We start from the raw sequence: 19,098 nt of genomic DNA on the forward strand, positions 1-19,098 counted from the left end.
CCCTTTCCCGCGGTCGTCGCTGCGCTCCTCGCGCGGGAAAGGGCAATCAGTCGCACATGGGTCAGTCGGAGGAGTCCTTCGACAGGCCCTTCTGGATGAGGTTCATCACCGAGCTGTCGGCGAGGGTCGTGACGTCTCCGACCTCGCGATTCTCGGCGACGTCCTTGAGCAGGCGGCGCATGATCTTGCCCGAGCGGGTCTTGGGCAGTTCGGGGACGACCATGATCTGGCGCGGCTTGGCGATCGGGCCGATCTCGTGCGCCACGTGGTTGCGCAGCTCCTGCACGGTCTGGTCGCCCTGGTCCTCGGCGCCGCCACGCAGGATGACGAACGCGACGACGGCCTGGCCGGTCGTCTCGTCGGAGGCGCCCACCACGGCGGCCTCGGCGACCGACGGGTGCGAGACGAGGGCCGACTCGATCTCGGCCGTCGACAGGCGGTGGCCCGAGACGTTCATGACGTCGTCGACGCGACCGAGCAGCCAGATGTTGCCCTTGTCGTCGTACTTGGCACCGTCACCGGCGAAGTAGTACTTCTCGCCGAACCGGCTCCAGTACGTCTCCTTGTAGCGCTCCGGGTCGCCCCAGATGCCACGCAGCATCGACGGCCACGGCTGCGTGAGCACGAGGTAGCCGACCTTGTCGGGCTCGGTGAACGGCTTGCCCTCGTCGTCGAGGATCTCGGCGCTGATGCCCGGGATGGGGCGCTGGGCCGATCCGGGCTCGAGCGTCGTGACGCCGGGGAGCGGGCTGATCATGATCGCGCCGGTCTCGGTCTGCCACCACGTGTCGACGATCGGCGCCTTGTCGCCGCCGATGTTCTTGCGGTACCAGAGCCAAGCCTCGGGGTTGATCGGCTCACCGACGGACCCGAGCACGCGGACCGAGGAGAGGTCGAACTTGGCGGGGATGTCGGCGCCCCACTTCATGAACGTCCGGATCGCGGTGGGCGCGGTGTAGAGGATCGACACCTTGTACTTTTCGACGACCTCCCACCAGCGGCCCTGGTGCGGCGTGTCAGGCGTGCCCTCGTAGAGGACCTGCGTCGCACCGTTGGCGAGCGGCCCGTAGACGATGTAGGAGTGGCCGGTCACCCAGCCGATGTCGGCGGTGCACCAGTAGACGTCGGTCTCCGGGTGCACGTCGTGGACCACGGCATTCGTGTATGCCGTCTGGGTCAGGTAGCCGCCCGTCGTGTGGAAGATGCCTTTGGGCTTCCCGGTGGTTCCCGACGTGTAGAGGATGAAGAGCGGGTGCTCGGAGTCCATCGGCTCGGCGGTGTGCTCCGGGCTCTGGCTGTCGACGAGGTCGTGCCACCAGACGTCGCGGCCCTCGGTCCACTCGACCTCGGACTCGGTGCGCTTGACGACGAGCACCTTGTCGACCGGGGTGTCGCCGTGGGCGATGGCCTCGTCGACGGCCGGCTTGAGCGGGGCCGCCTTGCCGCGGCGCCACTGGCCGTCGGCCGTCACGACGACGCGGGCCTCGGCGTCGTTGATGCGGGTGCGCAGCGCCTCGGCGGAGAAGCCACCGAAGATCACCGAGTGCGGGGCTCCGAGGCGGGCGCAGGCGAGCATCGTCGCGATGGCCTCGGGGATCATCGGGAGGTAGATCGCGACCCGGTCACCCTTCTTGACCCCGAGCTCGACGAGCGCGTTCGCGGTGCGGCACACGTCGGCCAGCAGGTCCGCGTAGGTCACGGTGCGGGTGTCGCCACCCTCGCCCTCGAAGTACAGGGCGACGCGGTCACCGTTGCCGGCCTCGACGTGCCGGTCGACGCAGTTGTAGGCGACGTTGAGCTCGCCACCGACGAACCACTTGGCGAAGGGGGCTCCGCTCCAGTCGAGCGTCTGGTCGAAGTCCTTGCTCCACGTGATGCGCTCGCGGGCCTGGCGCGCCCAGAAGGCCTCGCGGTCCGCGTCGGCCTCGGTGAAGAGGTCCTCGGTGCCGACGGCCTGAGCCTTCAGCTCGTCCGTGGGAGAGAGGTCGAGCTCGGCCAGGTGGCTGGAGAGGTTCTCGTCGGTCACTTCGGGCTCCTCGTCGTTGGGGGGCGGGCGTGGTGCGTCATGCGTAGTGCGTGAGGCGTGGCGCGTCAGCACGACTCTGGCCCAGCCAACCGTGTCCACTGCCCGGCATCAACACAGGGTGCCGGTTCGTCGCCGGGAGGCAGGTGCCCTGCGGTGGACGGTGCGGCAGGCGGTGCGATGGCCGGTCCCTGCGGGTCGGACGGAGGGTGCGACGAGCGGCACAGCACCCGCCCTCTGCTGGTGACCCCGCAGTAACCTCCTCCGCATGAGCGATGCACGGACCCGCGCAGAGGTGAAGGCTGCCGCTGGGGGCCCACGTGGTGCGAGTGCGGCGCGCGCCGCGGGGGCCACGGGGGCGACCGGGGCTGGGGGCACGAATGCTGGGGGCGCCACGTCGGGTCCGGCTGCGGGGGCGGCTGCTCCGCGCGACCGGTGGGCGATGGTGCGCCGGGTCTGGCCGTTCGCGGCGATGGCGCTCGCGCTGGCGCTGTGGTGGCCGGCAGGCTTCCACGGTCGGGCTGACTGGATGCACTTAGCGCTCGTGCAGGCAGTGGGCGGTGTGGCGCCAGTGAGTGGTGGCGAGCTGTTCCTCGGGGCGCTGGTCGCGTCGGCCGTCGTCTCCGCGCTCGTCTCATCGCCCTGGCCGAAGTTCGGGATCGCCGCCGGGCTCACCGCGATCGCGTGGACCCTGACCGACGGGGACGTGACGTTCGCCGACGGTGAGCGCGTGGTGCTGGCGGCGCTCGCTGCGGTGGGCATGCTGCTCGGCCTCGCAGTCGGGGCCCGCGCCACCCGTGGGGCCGTGTCCGTCGCCGCCTTCCTCGCGCTCGTGTCCGGGCTCTCGCCGGCGACGTGGTCGCGCGGTCTGCTGCTCGCGGTCGCCGTGGCCCTGCCCTTCTGGGTCGCCACCGCAGACCGGGTGGCGCCGACGATCCTAGGGGTGGTGCGGGTCGTGGTGACGTGGCTGGCCGCCGTGGTCCTGTCGATCAGCCTCTGGACCGGCTTCGGAGCACTCCAGGTCGGTGCGCTCGCGGACCCGGCCGCGGCAGCACCGGTGGTCGGGCGGACCTTCGTCGACCATGTGCGGGAGCAGGGTCTGCAGATCGTCCGGACGGCGCCGCAGATCTACACCGGCTGGATCTGGGTCGCGGTCGCGCTGGCGATCGCGTTCGTCGTGGCCGCGACCACGCTCAAGCGTCGGCGCTCGACGTCCAGCTGAGACCGACCCGGGCCGGGGGATGGTGAGTCATGGACGACGGGACGTCCCGTGGTGAGCCAGACCGAGCTGGGTTCGGAGGCTGCCTACTTGTAGAGCCGGGCCTTGGCCTCGCGGACGGTGAGCGTCACGGGCGTGCCCTGCACGGTGACGGTGTCGGGGATGGTCATCCACGCTCCACCCTGGAGGCGGAAGCGGGCGCCGTAGGTCGTGTCGACCCGCGTCGCCATGGCGCCGGCTCGCGTGTAGGTCCAACGGATGTCGCCGTCCGGGTGTGGGCCCCCGAGGGACTCGGTGGGTCCACTCGTGTTGCCGTCGCCGTAGACGTAGGTCAAGGACCGGAGCACCGGTTGGATCTCGAGGCGGTAGCCGAGCAGGTCGCTCGTGTCGACCTCGTCCGGTCCCACTCCTGCCTCTGGCCACGTCGCCTCGAAGTAGGTCGGAAGGTTGACGAGGGTGACGTTGCCGACCGGCTGCATGCTCAGGCCGCCCTCGGCGAAGTCGATGTCGCGGAAGGCCTGCCGGATCATGGCGATCGTCGGAAGGTTGCTGCCCGGGAGCTCGTGGGGGAAACAGGTGACGCCCCAAGTCGCCCATTGACCGCGAGCGTCGGGATAGGCCGACCCGTCGGCGTTGACGAGCCGACGCAGAACGACGGCCTGGAACTGGCCGTTGGTGCAGGCCGCAGCGGCCGTGGCGCAGCCCGAACCAGTCGTGTCGCCGGCGGTGCAGTTGAGGCGCGTTCGGTACTGCCAACGTGGCCCGGGTTTGCCGACGGCCGCAGCAGCCTCCGCCTTCGCCTTCCGAATGTCCTCAAGAGTCAGCGTGACCTTCGTGCCGTCTCCACCGATCTCTCCGTTGATTCCTCCGTCGGGTGGTGGTGGTCCCGCTGGCTCGGCGCTCGCGAGCGGTGAGCTGGCAAGCAAGGTCAGTGCTGCGAAAAGACCGATTACAGGTTTTCCATGCCAAACATTTGCCACGTGCCGTCCACCCACTTCAATGCGGCCCCCTTCTTTAAGGTGCTCGCCTTCGTTTTGTAGGTGGTCGCCGTGCCCCGAAGGTATTGGGTTTGGGCTCGTTCCACTGACGTGAAATTGATGATCACCCGATCCGCCGTTACCTCTGTGGCCAAGGCTGCCTCGCGGACTTCAAGTGGCGACTGCTTCACCGACCACCCGCCCCTCGCGTACTCAGTGATGGATTCTTGGGTCTTCCGGCACGCGATGCAGTCCTTGTCGGCGTATGCCATCAGTTCCGGAGCGTTGGGAGGGTCAAGGAAGCCCTTATTGATTTGGCCGAAATAGAAGTTGAGGAAGGCGATGGCTCCGGCTTCGGTGCGGGCTCGGGCGGCCGCGGGGACACTCGCGTTCGGCGCCGACGATGACGCGCTCGCACTCGCCGTCGGACTCGCGGACCCGGACGGCGATGGTGACGTCGAACCCGACGACGTCACCGACGAGCTGGGCGTCGGCGCCGCACTCGGCTCGGCCTCGTCACCGCACGCGGACAGCGCGACGGCAGCGATGGACAGGGCGACGACAGCGCGCCCCCAAGACTTGTTCACGGTGACTCCCCACCCCGGTCATCTGTCACGGACTGCGTTCGAGTTTAGGGAAATCCGCGGAGACCGCGACTCGAGTTGTCCACAGGGGTGAGGGGACGGCATACCCAGTTCGGTGTGGAAGTGGGCAAAGTGCACCGTATGCCGGTCTCCCGACTGGTCCGAACGTGCACTCTGTGCCCAGCGTGTCCGACAACGGTTCCCCTTTGACCACCGTTCTGCTTCCCTGTGGTCAACACGAACCACAAGGAGGTGGGCCATGTTCGACGACGGCCAGCTGTACTCGCCGGTGACCCAGCACGACGACGGAACCGTCGAGGTGCACCTGAGCGACAACCACCCCGGTCTGCACGACGCGGAGTACCGCGCGCGACGGGGCGAGATCGCGGGCGCCGCCATGGCCTGGACCCGTGGCGAGCCGATCCCGCACATCGACTACACCGAGTCCGAGCACGAGATCTGGCGGACCGTGAGCCACGAGCTCACGCCGAAGCACGAGAAGTACGCGCACAGCGAGTACCTCGCCGCCAAGCACGCCCTGCGCCTGCCGACCGAGCACGTGCCGCAGCTGCCCGAGGTGAGCGCGCTGCTCGAGCCGATCACGGACTGGACCTACATCGCCGCGCCGGGGCTCGTTCCGCTGCGTGACTTCTACGGCGACCTGGGCTCGCGCACGTTCAACTCGACGCAGTACCTGCGCCACGGCAGCCAGCCCCTCTACACCCCCGAGCCGGACATCATCCACGAGGTCATCGGCCACGGGAACCAGCTCGCCTCACCGCGGTTCGCGCGGATCACCGAGGCGGCAGGGCAGGCGTCGCTGCGCCTCGAGACCGACGAGGCGATGAAGTTCGTCGCCGACGTCTTCTGGTTCTCGATGGAGTTCGGGATCATGCGCGAGCACGGCGAGGTCAAGGCGTACGGCGCCGGCATCCTCTCGAGCTACGGCGAGATGGACGAGTTCGCCCACATGGAGCACCGCCCGCTCGACCTCGTCGAGATGGGCACGCTCAACTACGACATCACGGCGTACCAGCCGGTGCTCTTCTGCGCCGACAGCCTCGACGAGCTCGAGGGTGTCGTGGGCGCGTTCTTCGAGACGGTCGACGACGACCTCGCGGCCAGGCTCCGCGCCGAGGCCGCCACGCGCTGACCGGTCCTGACCGCCGCCGTTCCAGAGCAGAGAAGGTCCCGCCTCCCACTGTGGGAGACGGGACCTCCTCTACTCTCGACGGGTGGGGTGGCAGCCCCGCCGTCACCAGTAGTGGGCGACGTCGATGACGAGCCGGCTCGTGCCGGTCGCCGTGTCGTTGAGCGTGAAGACGCGGAACGGCAGCCGCGCCCGAACGCCGAGCCCGACGGTCGACTGGCCCTCGAACGAACCGGCCCACTTGACGTCCCTGAACGTCGTGTAGCCCGCGACGTTCGGCATGGCCGGCGGCGTCGTCCAGCGCGCGGCGCGGTCGACGATCTGGAGCTTGGCCCCGCCGGCGACCGGCACCGGGAAGCCCGAACCGTCCTGGGTCACCTGGGAGACGTAACGGACGTCGTAGCCCGTGGCCGATCCTCGGTGGTCGATGACGAGACGGTCGAAGCAGGTGTGGCGCCCCGCACGCACACCCGTGAGGGTCGTGGCCTTCATCGTCGAGGACGACTTGGCGAGCGAGCCCCAGTAGATGCCGCAGTAGGGGGCGGCGGAGGCGCTCGAGGCGCCGACGGCGGCGGGTGCGGTGGCGGCGGCGAGGCCCAGGGCGAGGGCTGCGGCGCTGCGACGGATGGTCTTGCGGTTCATGGTGTCCTCCTCGTGGTCGGTGTCACCGGGAAGACGCGCAGGTGACGCCTTCGGTTGACCCGGTTCGACCGGGCGGCAGCAACCGCGCTCCGGTCATGAGGAGGAGGAGGCCGCAGCGGCCGGCCAGATACATCGAGGAGGGGAGCGGACGGCATACGCCAACGAACGTCGTGTGCCCCAGCGGTCCCGGGAAGGGACCGCTGGGGCACACGTGGCGCGGGGTCAGCCGATCAGTGGTCGAGCGCCTTCGCGACGCCGTGACCGGTGAGGCTGCGCACCTCCATCTCGGCGTACTTCTGTGCGTTGTGCTCCTGGCTCGTCACGGTGCCCAGCCAGCCGAGGAAGAACGCCAGCGGGATGGTGACGAGGCCCGGGTTGTCGAGCGGGAACCACGAGAAGTCGATGTCCGGGTTGGTGATCATCGACGGGCTCACCGTGGTGCCGGGCAGCGGCGCCTTGCCCGACACGACCGGGCTGAAGATGATCAGCACGACCGTGGAGACGAGTCCGCCGTAGATCGACCACAGTGCCCCGCGGGTGTTGAACCTCTTCCAGAACAGCGAGTAGAGGATCGTCGGCAGGTTCGCCGAGGCAGCCACAGCGAAGGCCAGCGCCACAAGGAACGCGATGTTCTGGCTCTTGGCGAGCATGCCGCCCAGGATGGCGATGACGCCGATCGCGACGGCCGAGATGCGAGCGACCCTCACCTCGTTGTCCGATGTCGTCTCTCCGCGCTTGATGACCTCCTTGTAGATGTCGTGCGCGAAGGTCGCACTGGCCGTGATCGTCAGTCCGGCGACGACCGCGAGGATCGTCGCGAACGCGATGCCCGAGACGATGCCGAGGAACGGGCTGCCACCGAGCTCGAAAGCGAGCAGGGGAGCAGCGGCGTTGGCCTTGCCCGGTGCCGCGTTGATCTTGGCGGCGCCGACGAGCGCACCGGCGCCGTAGCCGACGACGAGCGTGAGCAGGTAGAACCCACCGATGAGCCAGATCGCCCACTCGACCGACTTGCGTGCCTGCTTGCTCGTCGGGACGGTGTAGAAGCGCTGGAGCACGTGCGGGAGACCGGCGGTGCCGAGGACGAGGGCGAGCGACAGCGAGATGAAGTCGATCTTCGACGTCGTCGTCGCGCCGTACTTCACACCCGGTGCGAGCAGCTTCTCGCCGACCTTGGGATTCTTGTCGACCGCAGCCTCGAAGAGCCCGGAGAGGTTGAAGCCGTACTTGCCGAGCACCCAGACGGTCATGATCGCCGTGGCGGCGATGAGCAGGACGGCCTTGATGATCTGGACCCAGGTCGTGCCGCGCATGCCACCGATGAGGACGTAGGCGATCATGACGATGCCGACGGCCGCGATGACGAGGTTCTGCGCGCCTTCACCCTCGATGCCGAGCAGGAGCGAGACAAGGCCTCCGGCGCCGGCCATCTGGGCGAGCAGGTAGAAGAACGACACGGCGAGCACCGAGGTGGCGGTCGCGATGCGGACCGGGCGCTGCTTGAGGCGGTAGGAGAGCACGTCCGCCATCGTGAGGCGGCCGGTGTTGCGCATGAGCTCGGCGACGAGCAGGAGCGCGACGAGCCACGCGACGAGGAAGCCGATCGAGTAGAGGAAGCCGTCGTAGCCCTGGAGGGCGATGGCGCCGGCGATGCCGAGGAAGGATGCCGCCGACAGGTAGTCGCCGGCGATCGCGACGCCGTTCTGGCGACCGGAGAAGCCGCCGCTGGCGGTGTAGAACTCGCCGGCGCTCTTCTTGCCACTCGCCAGCTTGATGATGACGACGAGGGTCACGAGGACGAAGCCGACGAAGATCGAGATGTTGAGCGCGGGGGAGCCGACCTGAGCCGCCTCGGTGGTGAGGAAGGTCATGTCTCAGTGCTCCTTCTGGCCGTCGAGCGTGGCGCCGATGGCGTCCGCCAGCGGGTCGAGCTCACGGTTGGCCCACCGGGCGTAGATGAACGTGATGGCGAACGTCGTGACGAACTGGCCGAGGCCGAACAGGAGGCCGATGTTGATGTTGCCGAAGACCTTGGTGCCCATGAACCCGGGAGCGAAGATCGACAGCAGGACGTAGACGAAGTACCAGACGAGGAAGAAGGCCGTCATCGGGAAGACGAAGCCGCGGAACTTCTTGCGCAGCGCCTGGAACTCGTCGGTGGTCTGCATGGCGACGTAGGGATCCTCGTCGCCTCGTATGCGAGCGTCGTTGCTCACCGTGCACCTCCACTGGTCGGTCCCGGACGGAGCCGGGTTCGCCTCACACTGTCGAGCAGCCGGTATGCCGTCCGCGAGCCTCCGCGGTGGCGGCTCGGCAGGCGGGTGCCCGGCCTCGTTCGGTGGCTCCGCCGTCGTTGCGGCGCTGCGCCGAGCGGCAGGTGAGGTGCGACGAGCGGTCGGGGGCGCGGGTCCCACGCTCTGCGTGGGCCGGCATAGCGAAGGGGGTGTCCGGGTCGTGGGGTTGGATGGGCGCGTGCAGACAGAGGGGCGCGAGCTGGAGCTCGGCGTGGTGCCGTTCCTGGACGAGCGGGTGCAGCGGCTGGTGGACGAGGTGCAGGCGCACTACGTCGCCATCTACGGCGGGCCGGACGAGTCGCCGGTGGACCCGCTGCAGTTCAGCGAGCCGCGCGGGCTGTTCGTGCTGGGGCTCGCCGGGGACGAGCCGGTGGCGATGGGTGGCTGGCGCTGGCGCCCGGAGCTCGACGCGCGGTTCGACGGCGACCGCGTCGCCGAGGTCAAGCGGATGTTCGTCTCCCCGTCGGTGCGTGGGCGCGGCTTCGCCCGCCGGCTGCTGGCCCACCTCGAGTCGACGGCGCAGGCGGCGGGTGTGGAGCACCTCGTGCTCGAGACGGGGCTCATGCAGCCCGATGCGATCGCGCTCTACGAGTCGTCGGGCTACGAGCCGGTGGTGCCGTTCGGGCACTATGCCGGTTCCGAGCTGGTGCGGTGCTTCGGCAAGCGCCTCGCGTGAGGTGAGCCGCAGCCGTCAGCTGAAGTGGCGGACGAGCTCGCGCCAGGTCGCCTCGGGTGCCCTGCCGGTCGGGAAGCGGCCGTCGAGCTCGAGGATGACCATGCCGTGGACCGCGGCCCAGAGAGCCTGCGCCCGGTGCGGGTCGCCGGTCGCCTCGAAGAACGGACTGCCGGACCAGTCCTCGAGCCCCGGCGGCAGGGTGTCGCGGTCGAGGGAGCCGCTCGTGGCGAGCCGGTAGAGCTGCGGGTTGGCGGTCGCGACCGCTCGGTAGCGGCGCACCAGCGTCCCGACGGTGGAGACCGGTCGGACCGCCTCGCCGAACTCCTTGAGCGCCAGGGCCACGAGCTGGGCCTTGAGGGCCTCCTTGCCCGCGAAGTGCTTGTAGAGCGAGGGCGCCGCGATCCCGAGCTCGTCGGCGAGGGTGCGCATCGTCAGCGTCTCCCAGCCCTGTCGCTCGAGGACGACGCGGGCGGCGTCCCGCACCGCTCGGGCGCGTGCCGTGAGGAGCGGCGAGGGGTCGAGCTCCTCGGGGCAGATCATCGGGCGATGGTATCCGTGGCCTCGACCCGCTCCCTGAGGGCGCGGTTCATCGCGTCGAAGTCGTCGCCGACGTCGATCGCCGTGCCGACGAGGGGCACGAGCACGCCGGAGAAGCGCTCGGCCTGGGTGAGGCGGGTGCCGCCGGCGAAGGGCTCGAGGGTGAACGAGTGCTCGCCGTCAAGGAGACCGGGGACGAGGACGCGTCCGAGCCAACGCAGCTCACGACCCGGCTGGGCGGCGATGACGGTGGGCCGGAAGGTCATGGCCTTCCCGGCGGCGGGGGAGATGGCGACGCGGAGCTTCTGGCCGGCCTCCGCGGTCCCGCTCACCTCGCGGATGAACGGGCTCCACTCCCCGTATGCCGTGAAGCCGGTCAGCGTGGCCCACACCTGCTCGGGGGTGGCGGCGATGTCGATGGTGCGGCTGATCTGGCGGACGAACATGTCGTGGCTCCTTCGTGGTGGGCGGGTCGACACCGGCGGTTTGGCTAACGTCGTTAGCCCCACTGTAGGCTAACAACGTTAGCCGCGCAAGAGGCGGCATGATGGGCGCCGTGCGCGCACTCGTGAAGACCACCGCCGGTCCCGGACTCGAGCTCATGGACGTCCCCGAGCCGGAGTGCGGTGACTCCGACGTCAAGATCCGCGTCCTGCGCGCGGGACTGTGCGGCACCGACCTCCACCTCGAGCAGTGGGACGACTGGGCGGCCTCGGTGGTCAACGCCCCGATGACGATCGGGCACGAGTTCTACGGCGAGGTCGTCGAGGTCGGGTCGCTCGTCGACCACGTCGCCGTCGGTGACCGGGTGTCGGGGGAGGGCCACCTCATCTGCGGCAACTGCCGCAACTGCCGCGCAGGCCGTCGCCACCTCTGCATCAAGACCGTCGGGGTGGGCGTCAACCGTGACGGTGCGTTCGCGGACTACGTCGTCATCCCGGCGATGAACGCCTGGGTGCAGCCGGCCGACCTCGACCCGGACCTGGGCGCCATCTTCGACCCGCTCGGCAACGCGACCCACACCGCTCTGCAGTGGCCGGTCGTCGGCGAGGACGTCGTCGTCACCGGTGCCGGACCGATCGGGGTCATGGCGGTGGCGATCGCGCGTCACGCGGGTGCGCGGCGCATCGCGGTCACGGACATGAGCGACCAGCGCCTCGAGCTGGCGCGCGGCGCCGGCGCAGACCTCTGCGTCAACGTCGCCCGGGGCGAGGACCTCGCCTGGGCCCAGCGCGAGCTCGGCATGCTCGAGGGCTTCGACATCGGGCTCGAGATGTCGGGTGCCCCGCGTGCGGTCGAGGACATGCTGGCCAACCTCAACCACGGCGCCCGCGTCGCGATGCTCGGGCTGCCCAAGGACCCCTACCCGATCGACTGGGGCCGGGTCATCACGCACATGATCACGATCCGCGGCATCTACGGTCGCGAGATGTTCGAGACCTGGTACCTCATGGGCTCGATGCTCGCCACGAGCCCCGAGCTGCGCCAGGCGGTCCAGTCGGTCATCACCCACCGCTTCCCGGCGGAGGAGTGGGCCAAGGGCTTCGAGGTGGCGCGCTCGGGGGAGTGCGGCAAGGTCGTCCTCGACTGGAGCTGAGGTTCGCGCCGAGGACCGAGGTATCAGGCTCTGCGGCCCTCCCTCCTTTCTCATGCGCGGGCCTGTCCGGGGTTCGGCACGAAGGAGTGGGCGATGAACGTCAGGCCGTGGAGGACAGTCGGATCAGGTGCGGTCTCGCCGGCGGTGAAGGGCGTCCAGTACCTCCTTCGCGCGCACGGGCGGACGGTCGCCGCGGACGGGTCCTTCGGCCCCGCGACGCGTGCGGCGGTAACCGCATTCCAGGCCGCCTCGGGCCTCACGGCCGACGGGATCGTGGGACCTGCGACGTGGGGCCGTCTCGTGATCCCGACGAGCAGCGGGTCGAGTGGCGACGCCGTGCGGGCCGTCCAGCAGTTCGGGCTCGTGTCGTCACCGGGGCTCGACCCGCTCGTCGTCGACGGTGCCTACGGACCGCTCACCCGGGATCGGGTCACCGAGCTCCAACGCCAGTGGGGGCTCTCGCAGGACGGCGCCGCGGGCGAGGAGTCGTGGTCGTACCTCAGCACCTTCAGCCCCGGTCCGCACCCGTGGCCGCTCGTCAAGCAGGGCGCCACCCAGAGCACGAACTGGCGGGTCCGGGCCGCCCAGCACCTGCTCCGTGCCAAGGGTGCCTCGATCGCCGCGGACGGCAGCTTCGGCCCAGCCAGCGGCAACGCGATCCGCGCCTTCCAGCAGACCCTGCGGGCCACCTACATCAGCACGACGGTGGGCCAGCTCGACTGGCCGGCCCTCATCGTGACGGTGAGGCCGGGCGACAGCGGGGAGGCGGTCAGGGCCGCCCAGACGCTGCTCCCCGGCGGGCTCGCCGTCGACGGGTCGTTCGGCCCGCTGACCGAGGCAGCAGTGCGCGAGTTCCAGACGATGTTCGCGCCCCCGTCCGACGGTGTGGTCGGCCCGGTCACGTGGCACGTGCTGACCATGCCGCTGTTCGAGTGAACGGCGGTCGGCGGCGTCTGGCTCAGCCGAGGGAGGCCTTGGTCCAGGCGTCAGCCTGACCGGTGCAGAAGTGCGTGACCGCGCCGGAGGCGAAGAGCTGCTGCTGGGTGTCGTCGAGGGCCAGGGCCGTGCCGAGGTCGGCGAGGATCGCCGTCGCGGTCGCCTCGTCGGGACTGGCCTCGAAGGTGGTGCAGACCTTCTTGGCGGCTGCTGCGACCTCCTCGTCTCTCCTGTCCGCCAGCGGCGGGAGGGCCTTCTTGAACACCGACGCCCAGGTGTTGTCCGGGACGATTCCGCTGTTACTGGGCTCGGGGGACGAACTGGGTGACGTCGCGTCGCTGGACGTCGACGTGGGCGTGCTGGCGGTGTCGTCGGGCGACTCGGAGCCGCACGCGGTCAGGGCGAGCGCGAGCGCGCATCCGGTGAGCAGGGTCGCGGGCGTGCGCAGTCTCAGCATGTCGACGACGCTAACCAGCGGTCGTCCCGGGCGCGACTCGAGGAGGTGGGCGGACGGCATACGCTCGGGGTTGCCCGCCACAAGCGCAGAAGAAGAGGTATGCCGTGTACGGATCCGTCAAGGACGAGCTCGCCGCCACGCTGGTCGAGATCAAGGACGCGGGGCTGTGGAAGAGCGAGCGTGAGCTGACCACGCCGCAGTCCTCACACGTGGGGACGAGCGGTGGTGAGGCGCTGAACTTCTGCGCGAACAACTACCTCGGGTTCGCCGACCACCCGGACGTCGTGGCGGCCTCGAAGGCGGCCCTCGACGAGTGGGGGTTCGGGATGGCGTCGGTGCGGTTCATCTGTGGCACGCAGACGCAGCACTCGCGTCTCGAGCACGCGATCTCGGACTTCCTGTCGATGGAGGCGACGATCCTCTACTCGTCGTGCTTCGACGCCAACGGTGGGGTGTTCGAGGTGCTGTTCGGCGCCGAGGACGCGATCATCAGCGACGAGCTCAACCACGCGTCGATCATCGACGGGGTGCGGCTGTCGAAGGCTCAGCGCTACCGCTACAAGAACGCGGACATGGCGGACCTGCGGGTGCAGCTCGAGGCCGCGGTCGCTGCCGGGGCGCGGCGCAAGGTCATCGTCACGGACGGCGTGTTCTCGATGGACGGGTTCTACGCACCGCTGGACGAGATCTGCGACCTCGCCGACGAGTTCGACGCGATGGTGCTCGTGGACGACTCGCACGCCGTCGGGTTCGTCGGGCCGAACGGGCGGGGCACGCCGGAGCTGTTTGGCGTGCAGGACCGGGTCGACATCGTGACGGGCACGCTCGGCAAGGCGCTGGGTGGCGCGTCCGGCGGCTACGTGTCGTCGCACCAGGAGATCGTCGACCTGTTGCGCCAGCGGTCGCGGCCCTATCTCTTCTCCAACTCGGTGGCGCCGGGAGTCGTCGCCGGCTCGCTCAAGGCACTGGAGATGGTCGACTCGTCGTCCGAGGCCCGTGAGCAGCTCAAGGCCAACACGGCGCTCTTCCGGTCGCTCATGGAGGAGGCCGGCTTCGAGCTGCTGCCGGGGTCGCACCCGATCACGCCGGTCATGTTCCCCGGTGAGGACGGCGCGCGGCTGGCCGGGGAGATCGCGGACCGCATGCTGGCGGACGGCGTCTACGTCATTCCCTTCTCGTTCCCCGTGGTGCCGCGAGGCAAGGCGCGGATCCGGGTGCAGCTGTCGGCCGCCCACTCGGAGGAGGACGTGCGGCGTTGCGTCGACGCGTTCAAGGCGGCTCGCGACGCCGTCGGCTGACGTGGGCTGTGCAGTGCTGCACTGTGCCGCAGTGCGCTGAGGCGTGGTGCATCACCCGGCGCTGCACTGAGACGCAGGCGTGGGATCAGCTGGGCGTGGCGTAGGCCGCGACCCCGGTGTCGACGAGCACGCACGGCTCGTCACCCACGGTCCACGCGTCATGGCCGGGGTCGAGGTCGATGACGTCGCCGGGACCGATGGTGATCTCCTCACCCTCGTCGGGCTTGACCGTCATCTGGCCGGAGAGGCAGAAGCCGGTGTGGTGGACCTGGCAGGAGTCGGTGCCGGCGATCGGCTTGACGTCCTCGGACCAGCGCCACCCCGGTTCGAAGACGCCGCGGCCCAAGGTGAAGTCGCCGAGAGTGACGACGTCCATGTGGCCGTGCGCCTTGAACGGGCGTCGTTCGTGCGGGGCCTCGATGTTCTGCTTGTCTGACATGAGCCTCTCCTGCCTGTTGAGTTGTCCCTCCGATCCGCATCCTCCTCGCGCCGGACGGCTTCGTCAGTGGCCCGGATGAGGCATCACGGAGCATCCACATGGCGTGGCCTCCCGACGGGTGGAGGTCGAAGGTCAGCAACAGGAGCAGGCCGGCTTCGGCTACGAGCTGGTGCGCTGCTGCTCAGCACCGGCAGTCGTCTCACGGGAGACGCCGTGGCCACCGTGCCAGTCCAGGATCATCAGGGTTGCGTCATCCGTGAGCCCACCCGGAGACCGTTGCACGACGAGGTCGGTGAGCATCCGGGTCGCCTCGCGAGGGTGCAGGGCACGGGTGTCGGTCACGAGGGACCTCAGGTCCAGTTTTCCGGCGGCGCGCTCGAGCATCCCGTCGGTGACCATGACCAACCTGTCTCCCGGCTCGAGCGCGATGTCCGTGGATCGGTACGTGGTCTCGCCGAACATGCCCAAGGGAAAGTCCACCGGCAGCCTGACGTCCACGACGGTCCCGTCCCGGCACAGGTAGGGCGCCACGTGGCCGGCGTTGACCATCGCGAGCACGCCCGTGCCGAGGTCCAGCCGTCCCAGCAGCCCTGTGGCGAAGTGCTCGGCACCACTGGCATCGGCGTGCTCGAACACGGCCGAGTTGGCCTCCTGCGCCTGGGCGAGTAGCGAACCCGTCTGGCGGCGGGTGTTGCGCAGGCTCCCCACGCACAGGGTGGCTGTCAGCGCGCTCGCCACTCCGTGGCCCATGGCATCCGTCAGCGACAGGTGCAGCGCGTTCCGCGCCAGGCAGTAGTCGAAGGTGTCTCCGCCCACGCTCGCAGCAGGTTCCAGCCAGGCCGACAGGGTGAACGCACCGGCCTCGCAGGTGAAGGCGGTGGGCAGCAGCCGGCGCTGGATCTCGGCCGGTAGCGAGAACACTGTGCTGCGCTGGGCCCACTCGAAGAGGTCCGTGTGGCGGCGGTTCGCGATGACGACGAACGCCAGCACGTGCCCGAGCCGGGCGATGTGGGTCAGGGTGGGCGCATCCGGGGCCGCCGGAAGCGACAGCTGGAGGAGCCCGAGGGCCTCACCCCGTTCGGTGACCGGCGCGAGCACCACCCAGCGGGCGGCTCGATCGTCCGGGTCCTCCTCCGTCGGAGCGATGATCTGCACCGTCTGGGTGCGCAGCGCGGCGGACACCGGCCCATCCTCGAACTGGACCACGACCGCCTGCTCGCCGTCGTCGAGCCGAACGACTCCCTCGACGCCACCGAGGCCATGGCTCGCCAGGTCGTCATCGGAGGCGCCATGGGACATGCGTACCAAGGCGCGACCCGAGAGGTCCGCGATGAGGAAGAAGGCGGCCGATGCTCCCAGATCTCGGGCCAGGGCCTCCGTCACCGCGTTGACCGCGTCGAGCGGGGATGCGTTCTCGGCCGCATCCAGCATCCGCCCCAGCGGTTGGTCGCCCTCCACCGGTGTGCGCATGCCGACGACACTACGACCTGGCGAGGCGGGTCTGGTCTTGGCCAGGAGACCGGGACTCGGAGGGGCAACGCCCGACGGCCGACTTCTCCGTTTTGGACGCACCGTGAAGCCGTGGGGTGAATCATTGACAGATGGCGCACATCGAGGTGCGCCGACCTTTCGGTGCGGGGGTCGTCATGCGTCTTCGTCGATCAGCGAGGGCCACTCGGATGGTGCGAGTGCCGGTCATGGTTGCGGTGCTGCTCGCCGTCGGCTCACCCACGACCAGCGTCTCGGCAGCCCCCGGTGACTGCGCAACCGCAACCGCGCTCGTCAAGCAGCAGCTGCCACAACGTGCCGTTGCCCTCCTCGACTCGCTGCCAGCCGCCGAGTGCGCGGCGGAACGTGGCGTGGCGAGGTCAGCTGTGGGACTCGGGGACACCCTCGCAGCCAAGGCCGCGGACGAGCTGACGTCGGAGCGCCTCTCGTCGGCGGAGTCCTTCGCCACGCAGGCGCTGAAGCACGACAGCGAGAACGAGAGCGCTGCCCAGACCCTGAAGACGATCGAGGACGCCCGTCCGTGGTCTGCGCGTCTCCGAGCCGGCTGGGACGGCTTCTGGGAGAAGCATCTCGAGCCGTCCACGCCCTTGGTGCTGCTCCTCCTCGGCGTGCTCGCGGCCATGTTCGTCCTGGCACGACTGGTGGCTCTGGGACGCGCGGAGTGGGCCGAGCCGGGGACCAAGCCGAACGCGTGGCGCGGCTGGATGCGCGTCGGTGCGGCCGCCGGACTGCTGGGCGGGGCCGTGATGATCTCGGTCGGGTTCGCCAACGTGCTGTCGGAGTCCCCCGACGAAGGGCTCATCTGGGCCGGACGAGGCCTCGCGTTCGTCACCGGCGTGGTCGCGCTGGTGGTCGGGGGCGTGTCACGCAGGACCTGGGGCGGGGCTCTGAGATCGTGGACCCTCTGGGCCGGCCTGGCCATCCTCGCTGCCCTTTGGGCAGACCAGTTCTGGGTGACCCTCGAGGGGTCGTCGAGCTGGCGCACCCCGCTCTGGCTGCTGCTCGCTCTGCTCACGGCCGCGGTCGGGATCTGGCTCGCCGCATGGCTGTTGGCCACACGACTCCGCCTCGACATCGTCGTCAAGGGCGAGGACGGGGCAGCCAGCTCCACCGGGGTGGGCACGGTCGTGGCTCTGCTCAGCGAGCTGGGCGCCGAACGAGCGCAGGGGATCGAGGTGCCGCGGGGAGCGGACGTCACAGCACTCGAGGGAGCCTTCTCGACGCTTCCCGACAACGCGTTCCTCAGGACGGTCAAGGGCCTGCTCGTGTCGCTGGGCGGGGTGACGCCATGGACCGCCACCGTCGAGGGTGGGGCGGCCTCGCGTTCGGTGAGCATCAGGCGCAACGGTCACGCCGTCGACTCGGCGGTCATCGACGTCGCCGCCATCGTGCCGTCGATCTCTGGCGAGCCCGGGGTGGAGGCGGCGACCACGACCTCAGAGGCGGACTCTTCGGCAGCCGAGCCCGATGCCTCCCTGCGCCTCGCTGCGGCCTTCATCCTCCTGGCCCTGGCCCAGAAGCACCGCGCGATCCGCTCGGGGCTGGCGGGCGCGACCCGGTGGGAGAGCGTGGGCCTGCAGTACATCGCCAGCTCCGACCTGACCGGCCCCTCCAACTCGGCGCGCCGCAGGGCGCTCCTGGCTGCCGCCCTCAACCGCGACCCGGCCAACCTCTCGGCCCAGCTGGCCTACCGCCACGCCCTGGACCGTCTCTCGGACGACAAGGACACCCTGAGGCGCTACCGCGAATGGCTCGCGGAGTTCGAGAAGGAGGAGAGGCTCACGCGGGGCCTGAAGCTCCGGGCGACCTACACCCGCGCGGTCATCGCCACGAACGAGGCCTTCGCGGGCGGGAGCCGGGCGGGCGGGCTGCAACCGATTCGTGAAGCCCTCGAAGACCACGCCGAGATCGCGGCCACGGTCAAGGAGGACGACCCCGAGTGGCGTCTCGTCCAAGAGCTCAAGGACCGCCTCAGCGGACTGCACTACCTCGCGAACGGCGGTCAGCGACCGTCGCCCCGCAGCCCGTGGGGGATGTACAACCTCGGCTGTGCCCTGGCCTCCCGTCACGACCTCTCGCAGACCCTGGTCTCGCCGGGCAACGGTGGGAAGGCGCAGGATGACGCCGAAGCGGCGATCTGGCTCCGTCGCGCCCAGGAGGACCCCTTGGACCGGGACTGGTACAAGTCGGATCCGCAGCTCGAGGAGTTCCGCAAGCGCGCGTTCTTCCGTCGGACGTTCCTGCCCGCGCCGAACTCAGACCTCTTCGCCGTCCCGGCCGTCGCCGCCGTCGCCGAGCCCCTGAGGCGCGCGGGCTACGGCCATCCACGGCTCCTCGCGGCAGCCCGCCCGCCCGTCGTCGCATCGGTGGCCGAGATCGACCGTGCCCAGGCCGGGGTGGTCGTCCGGCTCGCCGAGATCCACTGCAGCCTCGTGGACTTCGGGCGGGCAGCCGCAGGGAACCCCCTGGCAGACGGAGCGCCGCCGCGCCCGCTCGAGGACTGGGCCGGCGAGCTCGTCCACCGGTTCGTCGAGGAAGGCCGGCCGTCGCTGGAGCACCTGCGCGGCTTCCGCGACGAGCACGCAAGGTGCGGCTTCGCCCAGCTCGTCGCTGCGGACGTCCACGCGACCTCCAGGACGGACAACGAGCTCCCCAAGGTGCAGGAAGGGGCGCACTGGCCCCAGGCCTACCTTGCGGCGCCCGGGGTGAGCCTCACCCAGCTCAGGGGTGCACTCGCCGCGTGGCTCGCGACCCTCTGAG

General features: G+C 69.8%; 18 protein-coding genes. 7 read left to right on the top strand and 11 right to left on the bottom strand.

All coding sequences use genetic code 11. The features are described from left to right. Positions 1–61: 61 nt before the first annotated feature. Positions 62–2,026 (bottom strand): acetate--CoA ligase, encoded by a 1,965-nt coding sequence (gene acs, locus LL946_RS10010; RefSeq protein WP_404380208.1) that lies wholly within the window; start codon positions 2,024–2,026, stop codon positions 62–64. A 265-nt stretch (positions 2,027–2,291) separates the two neighbouring features. Here acs and LL946_RS10015 point away from each other — a divergent pair, with 265 nt between their 5' ends. Beyond that, positions 2,292–3,245 carry a hypothetical protein gene (locus LL946_RS10015; RefSeq protein ID WP_404386959.1) on the top strand — a complete coding sequence of 318 codons (954 nt, stop codon included), beginning with the start codon at positions 2,292–2,294 and terminating at the stop codon, positions 3,243–3,245. A gap of 83 nt (positions 3,246–3,328) precedes the next feature. Here LL946_RS10015 and LL946_RS10020 read toward each other — a convergent pair whose 3' ends face one another. Continuing rightward, a complete protein-coding gene (locus LL946_RS10020) occupies positions 3,329–3,772 on the bottom strand; it encodes a hypothetical protein (protein ID WP_404380210.1) in 444 nt (147 codons plus the stop codon). Between the two features lie 419 nt (positions 3,773–4,191). Further along, complete coding sequence (locus LL946_RS10025) at positions 4,192–4,806, bottom strand: DUF6318 family protein (protein ID WP_404380212.1); 615 nt, start codon at positions 4,804–4,806, stop codon at positions 4,192–4,194. A 256-nt stretch (positions 4,807–5,062) separates the two neighbouring features. On the opposite strand from LL946_RS10025, the gene LL946_RS10030 reads away from it, so the two are divergent. After that, positions 5,063–5,956: a phenylalanine 4-monooxygenase gene (locus LL946_RS10030; protein WP_404380214.1), complete on the top strand. Its 894-nt coding sequence runs from the start codon at positions 5,063–5,065 to the stop codon at positions 5,954–5,956. A 102-nt stretch (positions 5,957–6,058) separates the two neighbouring features. Here the strand turns inward: LL946_RS10030 and LL946_RS10035 are convergent, their stop codons facing one another. The 3 genes from LL946_RS10035 to LL946_RS10045 form a co-directional block, all read right to left on the bottom strand. Next, positions 6,059–6,595, bottom strand: coding sequence for a hypothetical protein (locus LL946_RS10035; protein WP_404380216.1), 537 nt, complete (start codon positions 6,593–6,595; stop codon positions 6,059–6,061). 230 nt (positions 6,596–6,825) lie between these two features. Beyond that, entirely contained in the window at positions 6,826–8,466 is a 1,641-nt protein-coding gene (locus LL946_RS10040; RefSeq protein ID WP_404380218.1) for a cation acetate symporter, read from the bottom strand. A 3-nt stretch (positions 8,467–8,469) separates the two neighbouring features. Continuing rightward, positions 8,470–8,811: a DUF485 domain-containing protein gene (locus LL946_RS10045; protein WP_404380220.1), complete on the bottom strand. Its 342-nt coding sequence runs from the start codon at positions 8,809–8,811 to the stop codon at positions 8,470–8,472. Positions 8,812–9,067: 256 nt separating this feature from the next. On the opposite strand from LL946_RS10045, the gene LL946_RS10050 reads away from it, so the two are divergent. Next, complete coding sequence (locus LL946_RS10050) at positions 9,068–9,565, top strand: GNAT family N-acetyltransferase (protein ID WP_404380222.1); 498 nt, start codon at positions 9,068–9,070, stop codon at positions 9,563–9,565. 15 nt (positions 9,566–9,580) lie between these two features. Here the strand turns inward: LL946_RS10050 and LL946_RS10055 are convergent, their stop codons facing one another. Further along, positions 9,581–10,105 (bottom strand): TetR/AcrR family transcriptional regulator, encoded by a 525-nt coding sequence (locus LL946_RS10055; RefSeq protein WP_404380224.1) that lies wholly within the window; start codon positions 10,103–10,105, stop codon positions 9,581–9,583. Next, positions 10,102–10,548, bottom strand: a complete 447-nt coding sequence (locus LL946_RS10060; RefSeq protein ID WP_404380226.1) for an SRPBCC family protein — start codon at positions 10,546–10,548, stop codon at positions 10,102–10,104. The genes LL946_RS10055 and LL946_RS10060 overlap by 4 nt, the downstream gene beginning before the upstream one ends. Positions 10,549–10,658: 110 nt before the next feature. Here LL946_RS10060 and tdh point away from each other — a divergent pair, with 110 nt between their 5' ends. Further along, a complete protein-coding gene (gene tdh, locus LL946_RS10065; protein WP_404380228.1) occupies positions 10,659–11,699 on the top strand; it encodes an L-threonine 3-dehydrogenase in 1,041 nt (346 codons plus the stop codon). Between the two features lie 93 nt (positions 11,700–11,792). Then, positions 11,793–12,635, top strand: coding sequence for a peptidoglycan-binding protein (locus LL946_RS10070; RefSeq protein ID WP_404380230.1), 843 nt, complete (start codon positions 11,793–11,795; stop codon positions 12,633–12,635). A gap of 22 nt (positions 12,636–12,657) precedes the next feature. Here LL946_RS10070 and LL946_RS10075 read toward each other — a convergent pair whose 3' ends face one another. Then, positions 12,658–13,092 carry a DUF732 domain-containing protein gene (locus LL946_RS10075; protein WP_404380232.1) on the bottom strand — a complete coding sequence of 145 codons (435 nt, stop codon included), beginning with the start codon at positions 13,090–13,092 and terminating at the stop codon, positions 12,658–12,660. A gap of 104 nt (positions 13,093–13,196) precedes the next feature. On the opposite strand from LL946_RS10075, the gene LL946_RS10080 reads away from it, so the two are divergent. After that, a complete protein-coding gene (locus tag LL946_RS10080) occupies positions 13,197–14,390 on the top strand; it encodes a glycine C-acetyltransferase (RefSeq protein WP_404380234.1) in 1,194 nt (397 codons plus the stop codon). An 85-nt stretch (positions 14,391–14,475) separates the two neighbouring features. Here the strand turns inward: LL946_RS10080 and LL946_RS10085 are convergent, their stop codons facing one another. Then, a complete protein-coding gene (locus tag LL946_RS10085) occupies positions 14,476–14,829 on the bottom strand; it encodes a cupin domain-containing protein (RefSeq protein ID WP_404380236.1) in 354 nt (117 codons plus the stop codon). 159 nt (positions 14,830–14,988) lie between these two features. Then, positions 14,989–16,299: a PP2C family protein-serine/threonine phosphatase gene (locus LL946_RS10090; RefSeq protein ID WP_404380238.1), complete on the bottom strand. Its 1,311-nt coding sequence runs from the start codon at positions 16,297–16,299 to the stop codon at positions 14,989–14,991. A 209-nt stretch (positions 16,300–16,508) separates the two neighbouring features. Between LL946_RS10090 and LL946_RS10095 the strand changes: the two genes are divergently transcribed. Further along, the gene (locus tag LL946_RS10095) at positions 16,509–19,097 is read left to right on the top strand and encodes a hypothetical protein (protein WP_404380240.1); all 2,589 of its coding nucleotides are present in this window, start codon (positions 16,509–16,511) and stop codon (positions 19,095–19,097) included. Position 19,098 lies beyond the last annotated feature (1 nt).

The organism is Knoellia locipacati, assembly GCF_044791685.1.
In the GTDB taxonomy this organism is placed as follows: domain Bacteria; phylum Actinomycetota; class Actinomycetes; order Actinomycetales; family Dermatophilaceae; genus Knoellia; species Knoellia locipacati_A.